The following is a 6,143-nucleotide window of genomic DNA, read 5'->3' on the forward strand; positions in this document are numbered from 1 at the left end:
ACCATTTCGTTCCGGACTCCTATGTCAGTAACCGGACACGATCACATGACGTTAATCGTATGACACAGCATACATGCTGCGGAAGGAGAACCCATGGACAAAGAACTTTTGCGTGTCGGTGAAGCCGCTCAAACCTTGAATGTCAGCCGATGGACTATCTACCGGTGGGTTGAAGAGGATCGCCTGAAGGCCACAAAAATTGGAAAAGGCAGCTTACGAATATTTCGGGACTCCATTGATTCGCTCATTCAACAAAATCGAAAAGACCATTGGGAATTCGCCATCACGGAATGCCAATGAGCAGGGAGTAAAATGTTGCATCGATGAGCACCCGTCCGTAGACACCTTGCAAAGGAACAGCTAGCCTGACGGCAGAGGTCATCGAAATTGCTGAATTGCTGTATACGCAATTGCCCAAGATGAGGAAGACCACTCTCACACAATCGTTTGCGGCTCTCATGCTCAGCATGTGCTTCCTGCTCGTGACTGGAGGCCTTGCCTATACGGCTCCGCTCCACATCCACCATGGTCATCATGATCAGCAGACTCATGGGAACACCTGGTGTAGCTGGACGTGTCAAGCCGGGCAAGGCCTTCAGACGCTGTCAGCTGACATCCTCAGGTCGTTTTCTCTATTGGGCGTTCTTCCCCTCTTCAAACCTACAGCACCGGATCTCTTCCGCCATCACCATAGTGCCTCTCGCGCTCCGCCTCACTTTTCACTCTTCTAAGCTTCTCATGTGATCCCCTGGTTTTTCTCGCTCATTAAGATGAAAGACCGCGGGTTCCTTGACGGGCTGAACCAAACCACAGAGCCCCGAGCACTCACCGGCTCTCAAGCAGGTTTTCATTTTATTCCTTGATACCTAGTCAATGGAGGCACTGTCTCATGTACAGTTATTCCTTTAAATTTTCCCGACCAACCAGCAGTTTCACACTGTTGATCGTCCTCTTCATGTTCTTTCCAAGCCTGGGGTTTGGTCATGAGCAGGGCATACTTTCGTTTCAACTTGACCCACGCCCTTTCAGCCCGGCTCTCTGTCAAAGCAGCGGCCATGACAAATCCATCAGGATTCAGGTGGCAAAATATCAGGATCTCATCATTCGCAGGGTTCCCGGACAATTGGTTCCTTCCGAATCTCGTGAAGCCAGAATCAAACAGTATGTCCATTTCATCAAATTGCAGGATTTAACCGATGGAGTCGTCACCCAAGGAGCGATTGCCTTTGATCGGAATTATGCCGTGATCTTTACGGCAGAGCACCCCGAAGGAGTAGCGCGAAGCAAATTTATGGCCTCACTCCCTGCATCACAACAACAAATGGGCGACTCCGCCCTTAATACGTTTTTGCATCTCCGTCAGGTCCTCTACGCGGCCATCGATTCCTGCCGTTCGTATCCCCCATTTGTCGTATACGGTACGGACGAGGAAATTGACCGGATTGAAGCCGCCAGGAGGATATTCGCCAAACGAGTCAATCAATTCAATAGTGATCCCACGGCATTGTCTGCATTCACCTTGCACGAAACCGGGATGGCCGATGGATTTGTCGATCCCGATGCGGGAATGGGCACGAACGTCAGCTACCGGGCGATGAATCCACTAAACTTTTATGTGCCTTCACAGTATCCCTAACCCGAGAAATTCTGGAAATGAGAACTCGATACAACACAGGGACCATCTCACTGTAGCAAAAGGCAGTATCCATCTGTAGACGGACTGTAGAGTCCCTCGTATGCTGGAGCCACCGTGTAAACCTTCTGAATTTGGCCTTTCACCATCGGTCGGTTGCCTCAACCGGAAGAGATATCAACGAAGGAGGAGAAGAAACATGCAGAGAATGAGTATCGCGTTTCTGGCCTTGATGGTTCTAGTCTGTTTTTCTCCCACCATGCCTATTGCGGCGAAATCCAACTCCATGCCCAAAGATGGTGAGCTGGCGTTTCCTTCAGAGTACAAATCCTTCCCCATCTTTTTATCGGGGGTTCAAAAACCCGATGCGATCCGTGACTTGTCCGTCAACCCGATTGGTGCCAAAAACCAACCAGGTCACGCCTTTGCCAACGGATCCATATTGGTGATGGAAATCTACAGCGCCCAAAAAAATGCCGAGGGGGCCCTGGAAAAAGGAGCAGACGGAAATTTGGTGAAAGCCGACCTGGCCAAGGTCTTTGTCATGCAAAAAGGGGCGGGATGGGGAGAAGGCGCTCCGGAGAATCTAAAAAACGGCGACTGGATTTACTCAGCGTTCAAGGCCAATGGCGAACGGTTGGAGGTCGATTACACGACCTGCCGGGCGTGCCATTTACCCCTCGGTGAATCCAAAGATTTTGTGCACCGGTATGATGAATATTTTGAGAAACGAATGCATGCGGTTCATTAACCAAAGCAACGCATCCTTTCCTGGTTCCAGGAAGAACGGAACAGCGTAGAACCTCCAGGGACGGACCGGCCTCCAACCTTGGACGAGTAGGGTGAAGGTGGTTTGCACTCCAGCAGCCTCCTAGACCTTCACCCTACTCCTATGCGCACCCCGCCTCTTCCTTCCTCAACACCGCTCAGCAGGGGCCAAAAATATTCAGGCTAAGAGGTCCCTACTCCGGCATCCAATCACTCAAGACCAATGACTGAAAAACCACAGCCCTTTCTCAGGCAAGTCCTTGAAGGACCAGAAGCCGTTTGAAGATTTGATCATGTGTTCGGCAACCCATCATGGGGAATACCCACCTGACATGGACTCATCAAGAGTCTCCCCAACGGTCGAAAATTTCTGATACATTGCCGGGATTTCATTGGCAAGAATGCCATGATACACTCTTTCACGAGTCGCAAAATGGCAAAATCAAAAAGACAAAAACAATCAGTCGACCCTGAAGCAGCAACAAAGACCTTGAAAACTCCGGCTTCCCTGCCCTCAGGTTCGAAAACCGTCCTCGACCTTCTCCTCATCATCCTGACCGGTGCCGGACTGATGTTAACCGCCTATATGACCTATACAGCCTCGTTCGAGGTTCACCCGGCATTTTGCAGCGAGGGTTCCGGCTGTGACATTGTGCAGAGCAGCCGCTGGGCCACGTTTCTGGGAATCCCCATGGCCTTGTGGGGTTTCGTGACCTATGTGGTGATCGCGGGGTTGGCGTGGTCCGGGCGGGGAAAATCCGGGAGCGGATCGGCGTTGATTTACGTGGCCATGAGCGGATTCGCGGTCAGCGCCTACTTGACCATCGTCTCGGTCATGGAGATCGAAGCCACCTGTCCCTATTGCCTGACTTCATTTGCCATCCTCACGATCATCCTGGGACTAGCTCTCGTTCAACGTCCTCCCAATTGGACGAAGTCGCTGAAAGAGGCAGTCGTGCTCGGACTACTCATCGTTGGCGGGCTTCACCTGCATTATGGTGGTTGGTTTGATCCGGCGGCAGGTCCTGAAGATCCGCAACTGCAGGCACTGGCCATTCATCTTAATGAAACCGGTGCCAAATTTTATGGCGCCTATTGGTGCCCCCGCTGCCAGGAACAGAAAGCCACCTTTCTTTCATCCGCCAAACGGCTCCCCTACGTGGAATGCAGTTCCGGCGGAAGGGGAAGCACTCTCACCGCCCCCTGCTCCAAGGCCGATATCAAAACGTATCCCACCTGGACCATCGGGGAACGACGGTTAACCGGACTCAAGACCCCACAGGAATTGGCACGAGCCTCCGGATTCAACTGGCAGGAGTAAACGGTCCGGCGTTGTCTTCCCCTCCATCTCATCAGGCCTCCGTTGCCGGCCTTTCCTGTCCCTGCACATTCTCGACTCCGGAAATTGCCGATCCAACCGCATCAACCCGTTGGAAGCAACCTGATCCCGAGACATTTTCAGGAATAGGTGCCCATGGAATAGCGGTTCCTTACATCGTGACATTCGTCGCAAGGTTTGATTCTGATTACAATCCAACTCTCTCCGGAGGTGATCATGAGACCGGGTTGGATCTGTGCTTTCGTGCTTCTGAGTATAATCCTAAGAGGTTGTGGAACAGGTGCCATGTGGTCACCCCCGAGCAGCTTGCTCGGTTAATCATTGGGACCACAACCCGACAACAAGTACAGAATCATCTTGGAGAACCAAATGAAAAATTTATGGTCTTCGAGAAAGGGAGGAAGTATGCAAAGTGGAACTATTTACTCACGACACATTTTCATGATCCTCAAACCGGTGTCCCACCCATCGGGGTGACCCAGGTTCCGATTACCCGTGCGCACCGCCGAACCACGGAAGTGGGGATTATCTTCGATCAGAATGGAATCGTCACGGAAATTCAGTAAAGGATACAACAGTGAGGGCCATCATCCCTTCTCCCGGCAACACCACTGTCCAGAACCACGATGAGGGAGAACATGCATGCGCGAATTCTCCCCCTCGCTGGAGTCAATGATGAAATCCCAATGATGGTTCTCAGTCCCGATCGCGAGATCCGTGTGTACGCGATCCGCCTTCCTTGAAAAACTTTCTACTATCATCGTCCTGATACCCATGGAAGTCTATGCCTCGATGGTCAAGAACACCTTTGGGGAAGGTCTGGGGATCTGCCACACAGGAAAACCGGCTGCCTTGGGGATTTTGCGTTCCGGCCCCGCAGACCCACACTTCATCAAAAAATAACGGCCCGGCTTGCGGGTCGCTGAGATCATTGATCTCCCCCCTGACTCTGAACCCATATGCCCCGTCAATCGTGGGTTTGAACCAGGCATTGTATCGATTGTCGGCTCCGAAAGCCTGCTCGGGTTTCGCAAGTCGGTCCTCCTGAATGATCGCAGAACCGACACTTTCTTCTTTTCGGAACTGAACCTGCGCTTCAATATCCACCACGTCTCCGTTACTCACGCTGATAGGCTTCCCGTCTGCTGTTCGGGTCACAAAAAAATCAAGGGCGTTGACGACATCCTCAAATGCCGGTTCGATCCTAAACCCGACGGCTAAGGTATAGGGCCCGACTTCTCTTGGCTCATGAGGATTGGCCATGGCGACCGATTGCATCAAGAACCCCACTGCCAACACAACACACATTCCCGAGCCCACTCCATACCATTTATCAACTTGCGTGCATGGCATACCAGAATCCTCCTCTTTGGTGAATGTGAACATGGATGCGAAAATTTTCGAACAGCCGGGAAGAAATATATCCTGTGATCGAAGAACTCGCTACCAAACCACGCCTTCATTCACCAACGGTTGCACCAGATTTTTTTCACTTCATGATTTTCGAATGCCAGAAAAAGGTATGGCCATGGTCTCAAGCAGGCTTGAGCAGGAGCATGATATTGAAAAGCTGTGTTCCCGAGCCGCTTCTGAATATGGGACCAATAAAGATTGTTACATGACCATGTTTTTCAGGAATATTCCAGGCTGTAGCACCGATCAGTAGGGATGGGTGGAACAATCTCACCGGATGGGATATATTTTTCCTTGAAGCTGAAATATCATTGCACTCTTTCAGCATCAAGCGGAGCGGCGTGACTCATCCCTGACCTACCCCGCTCCATCTCAGGGTGAAGGCATTTGGAATTGCAACCTCCTTGGCCTTCACCCTGTTTTATCTTCCTAACTTATCCCGTTCTTCCAGAAGAATTCATTGGCGGATCGGGTGAACCGAGCGTTGCTACAGGTATGGGCCCTTCCCATTTCCGGGTACACCCTGGACACCACCCGCTCGTGCCACGGACGGGGAAGTCACCACACAACACGATGTCTTCACCAAAGAGCGGCCATGTAGATTTCCTACCCTGTCAGAGCACAAAGCCATCCTCCGACAGGTCACTCTGGATCCGAGGCGTATAGGAAACGATCTTGTTTCACCAGGAGAACTGTAGTACCAGTGAGTAAACGTCGGTAGCCGGACCAGTAGGGTTCTGATACAACCAGGCTCCTGTATTCTATATCGAAATATTGAACTCATTATTGTTGATGATGAAATGGATAAAATTACACGTCTTACTTCTGCTGCGCTGAGTATACTGAACATATGTGCTCCCACCCGACATGATGGTCAACACCCAACAAATGACCGACCCGCCTCCCTTTAAACATGTGCCTCGACAGCCTGGACGGTTCAGCCTATGGCTGATCTGCCTGCTGGCCGGGATCCGGCTTGTGGCTGCCTTC

Annotated in this window: 7 protein-coding genes; 6 read left to right on the forward strand and 1 reads right to left on the reverse strand. The window is 51.4% G+C overall.

Translation table 11 applies throughout. The features are described 5' to 3' along the window. Positions 1–93 precede the first annotated feature (93 nt). From AAH187_RS10325 to bamE, 5 genes are all read left to right on the forward strand, one after another. The gene (locus AAH187_RS10325) at positions 94–300 is read left to right on the forward strand and encodes a helix-turn-helix domain-containing protein (RefSeq protein WP_342348375.1); all 207 of its coding nucleotides are present in this window, start codon (positions 94–96) and stop codon (positions 298–300) included. Positions 301–889: 589 nt separating this feature from the next. Continuing rightward, a complete protein-coding gene (locus AAH187_RS10330) occupies positions 890–1,636 on the forward strand; it encodes a hypothetical protein (protein ID WP_342348376.1) in 747 nt (248 codons plus the stop codon). Positions 1,637–1,832: 196 nt separating this feature from the next. Further along, positions 1,833–2,384, forward strand: coding sequence for a cytochrome P460 family protein (locus AAH187_RS10335; RefSeq protein WP_342348377.1), 552 nt, complete (start codon positions 1,833–1,835; stop codon positions 2,382–2,384). 450 nt (positions 2,385–2,834) lie between these two features. Beyond that, complete coding sequence (locus tag AAH187_RS10340; RefSeq protein ID WP_342348378.1) at positions 2,835–3,722, forward strand: vitamin K epoxide reductase family protein; 888 nt, start codon at positions 2,835–2,837, stop codon at positions 3,720–3,722. Positions 3,723–3,733: 11 nt separating this feature from the next. Then, a complete protein-coding gene (gene bamE / locus AAH187_RS10345; RefSeq protein ID WP_342348379.1) occupies positions 3,734–4,306 on the forward strand; it encodes an outer membrane protein assembly factor BamE in 573 nt (190 codons plus the stop codon). Between the two features lie 130 nt (positions 4,307–4,436). On the opposite strand, the gene AAH187_RS10350 is transcribed toward bamE, so the two are convergent. Further along, positions 4,437–5,093: a hypothetical protein gene (locus tag AAH187_RS10350; RefSeq protein ID WP_342348380.1), complete on the reverse strand. Its 657-nt coding sequence runs from the start codon at positions 5,091–5,093 to the stop codon at positions 4,437–4,439. A 31-nt stretch (positions 5,094–5,124) separates the two neighbouring features. Here AAH187_RS10350 and AAH187_RS10355 point away from each other — a divergent pair, with 31 nt between their 5' ends. Beyond that, positions 5,125–5,406, forward strand: a complete 282-nt coding sequence (locus AAH187_RS10355; protein WP_342348381.1) for a hypothetical protein — start codon at positions 5,125–5,127, stop codon at positions 5,404–5,406. The last annotated feature ends 737 nt before the right edge of the window (positions 5,407–6,143 follow it).

Source organism: uncultured Nitrospira sp. (genome assembly GCA_902500695.1).
Taxonomy (GTDB): domain Bacteria; phylum Nitrospirota; class Nitrospiria; order Nitrospirales; family UBA8639; genus Nitrospira_E.

Coding starts and splice junctions, on each gene's coding strand:
- AAH187_RS10355 (WP_342348381.1), top strand. CDS start 5,125: ATGGATGCGAAAATTTTCGAACAGCCGGGAAGAAATATATCCTGTGAT.
- AAH187_RS10330 (WP_342348376.1), top strand. CDS start 890: ATGTACAGTTATTCCTTTAAATTTTCCCGACCAACCAGCAGTTTCACA.
- AAH187_RS10350 (WP_342348380.1), bottom strand. CDS start 5,093: ATGCCATGCACGCAAGTTGATAAATGGTATGGAGTGGGCTCGGGAATG.
- AAH187_RS10325 (WP_342348375.1), top strand. CDS start 94: ATGGACAAAGAACTTTTGCGTGTCGGTGAAGCCGCTCAAACCTTGAAT.
- AAH187_RS10335 (WP_342348377.1), top strand. CDS start 1,833: ATGCAGAGAATGAGTATCGCGTTTCTGGCCTTGATGGTTCTAGTCTGT.
- AAH187_RS10340 (WP_342348378.1), top strand. CDS start 2,835: ATGGCAAAATCAAAAAGACAAAAACAATCAGTCGACCCTGAAGCAGCA.